Annotated in this window: 1 protein-coding gene and 1 pseudogene; both read right to left on the bottom strand. The window is 40.4% G+C overall.

Features of this window, described 5'->3' with window-relative positions:
- Window positions 1-957, bottom strand: a pseudogene (locus G6Q06_RS08185) (hypothetical protein); the annotation flags it as partial.
- A 327-nt stretch (window positions 958-1,284) separates the two neighbouring features.
- On the bottom strand, window positions 1,285-2,835 hold the full coding sequence (locus G6Q06_RS08190; protein WP_163565150.1) for a hypothetical protein: 1,551 nt from the start codon (window positions 2,833-2,835) through the stop codon (window positions 1,285-1,287).
- Between the last annotated feature and the right edge of the window lie 88 nt (window positions 2,836-2,923).

Genomic DNA, 2,923 nt, shown 5'->3' on the forward strand with positions numbered 1-2,923 from the left:
GATACTTTTACCCGGGGCTATGTTGTCATAAAGGGTTATAGCCTTTTGGAGGTCTTTAGTGATAGCTTGAGACTTTAAATTTTCTTGATATTCTTTTAAGTCTTCGTTTTCATCTTTAAACAGGCTATTAAAAGCACTAGTAAAAATATTTCTATCTTTATAAATTTGGTTCTTTTGTTCCTCGCTTAAATTTTTGGCATTTTTAACCTTTAGGATACTTTGGCGGGTGATTTCTGCCTTGTATTCTCTAGCGCCTTTATTTAGGCTAAAGTAGTCTAGGGGGTGGGCGATAGCGTCGGTGATACTCTCACTATCTAGGGCTTTGCTGGTTAAATGGCTTTGTAGAGCTTTGGGTAGTTTTGCATAAGGCACTCTGTTTTCTATGGCTTCTTTGATCAAACTATCTAATTCTAAATCTTGATTTTTAGCTTCTTTGCTTTTAAGCATGTCGGGGGTGAGTTGGTTAAGTGTGCTATGTAGTTGACTCGCCCGTGCCTCTAAATCCTCTAAACTAAAGGGTTTTTTGTTTGTGTAGAGCTCTGCATTAGTTGCAACACTGCTAGCGCTAGTCTCTGGGCTTTTAGGTGGTGTGTTTTGTGCTAATAGGTCTTGTGTATTCTGTGGCGCTGTAGTTTCAAGTGCTTTCACAACTGCAAGACCGCTTAACTCATCTTGGTGATCAACATCAAAACTAGCAGGCTTAACTGCCGGAGTGATTGGCTCAATGTTTAAATTCTTGCCTAAAGTCTTAAGATCATTGTAGAGGGCACTATTAATTTCTGCCTGATTGAAGCCTTGATCTTGATAATACTTTTCTAATTCTGCATGGTTAAAATTGCTATTTTGCGATTTAACAAAGTCTAAGACCTGTTTAGTATCTATCCCGTCTTGTTCTAATTTGTTAAAGTCTAGTGTAGCCATGTCTTGCAATTTGCCAAGATCAAAAGGGATTTTCAAGGGGTAGGGTTTTGCTCTAGGCTATAGCGTTTAAAACCTTGCTTTTATGAGTATAACCTGCGCTTAGCCTAGAGTGAGCGTATTTAACCTAAATTTTTTTAGTCTTGCAAGGGTTAGGGTTTTGATAGCTAGGGGATTTAACCTTAGCCTATCATACTCAAGTTATCTAAGCCTAATATTATAAGCTTAAATCTCTCTTTTTTAAGCCCCCTTTAAGCCCCTGCACCCTTGCCCTTTTCCTCTTTTTGGCTCTCTCTTTGTGTTAGAGTGTTATTGTGGCACTTGCGCGGGCTTGTTTTAGTGGTTCTTGGGTGTGGCGCGCTTTGGTTAGATTCTCCATGTGCGCCTAGTGCTAGTATGGGTTTGGGATTTGTAGGTGTTGGTTTCTTGGCTGATAAAGGGGGGTTTGACTTCTGGGTGATTAATTGCACTGGCTAGCGCGTCTATCGTATCATCTTGTTTAAAGGGCTTATCTGGATTGAAACTAAAAAGTTCTTTTTTGATCTGGGCTTGATTGCTGCATGCATGGCTAAAGACTAAATAGCCTGTATTGTAGTAGGGGCGTATAGCTTTGATCTTATCTACCTTGCTTACTTGTCTACTGGGGGTATAACAAGTGATATAATCATTTAGCCCTTCTGTGTAGTTTTCTTTGGCGCGTTGGTTATGTTTGGCTAACTCTACCATTAAAAGCCTATGCAAGACTAGCCCGCCCCCGTCGCTTTCAATATAAGTTTTAGCCTCTTTAAATTTAGCCTTAGCCTGCAAAATATAGCCAATGGTGAGTTCCTCGCTCCATATCCCACAATAACACTCTAATACGATATACCTAGCGCTATCTTTGTAGTTTTCCACACCCACAACCACTACAGCGCGGTTATCCGCGCTTTGCTTTAGGCTTAAGGCGTTATCCACAAAGATGTAGGTATTCATTTGGCCACATTCATGATCAAAAACATTTGTATAGTATTGCTCATCAAAGTAGCCCCCGCTAGTGCTAATGGGTTCTTGCTGATACTGGGCGCTAAATTCATCATTGCCCATTTGTAGTCTTAATTCCTCTAGTTGATCTAAATTGTGGCGCTGCTTAAATAAGGCTTCTTTGGGCTGGCGGATGTAATTAAAACTACCCACACTATACATTTCTTGATTTTCATTAATGGCCTGAAGTTTGATCACGCGCCACTCATTAATGCTAGCTTCCTCAAATTCTCTAGGATTAAGCAAATAACCGCATAGATCATTTAAGCCTAATCTTTGCATTAAGATAGTGATATTGCTTTGATTGTCTTGAAGCCTACTTAAAACGCTTTCTTTGAAGTTGCTATGCATGGCCTTAATGGCGCTTTTGCTACCCATTTCTGAGACTTTGATTGGATCATCTATTAGGATTTGGTGGGCATGAAAGCCGGTTAAGGCGCTTTTAAGAGTGGTAACAAATAGCCCTCCGCCCTCTCTTAAAACAAATTCTTGGGCGTTATCTTGGAGAAATTCTAAAGGCTCTGGGAAAATTTGGCTAAAGAATTTTGACTTCATTAAGTCGCGTACCTGATTGGCGATCTTTCTACAAAGATCGTCGCTATAGCTGATATAAAAATATTTGCGGGTGCGATCACGCCCTAAACTCCAAGCAATAAAACATCTGGCGATAATCTCGGTTTTGCCATAACTAGGGGGCATGTTGATCATTAAGCGCGTGATAAGTTCCTCACTACTAGGCAGGGTGTTTTCAAGTACCTTAGATAAATACTTAATGTGCCACCCTTCCATAAAGGGCGCTAGGTTATAACGCTCCCATTTAAGCTTAATGAAAGTATAAAGGTCTCTCTTTCCTAGTTCTCTTAGGGCTAATTCTCTTTTAATTTCTTCTTTATTCATGGGCGCGTGAAGGGGTTTAGGGCTGTAGTGGGGGTGTTTGGAGTGCTTAGCGGGGGGGTGGTCATTTTAGTTCTGATAGGTTTTTGCA

Origin of the sequence: Helicobacter suis (genome assembly GCF_902196135.1) — a bacterium.
Taxonomy (GTDB): domain Bacteria; phylum Campylobacterota; class Campylobacteria; order Campylobacterales; family Helicobacteraceae; genus Helicobacter; species Helicobacter suis_A.

What these genes read in the sequence shown, in the direction of transcription:
- G6Q06_RS08190 (WP_163565150.1), bottom strand. Translation starts at nt 2,835, where the DNA reads ATGAATAAAGAAGAAATTAAAAGAGAATTAGCCCTAAGAGAACTAGGA.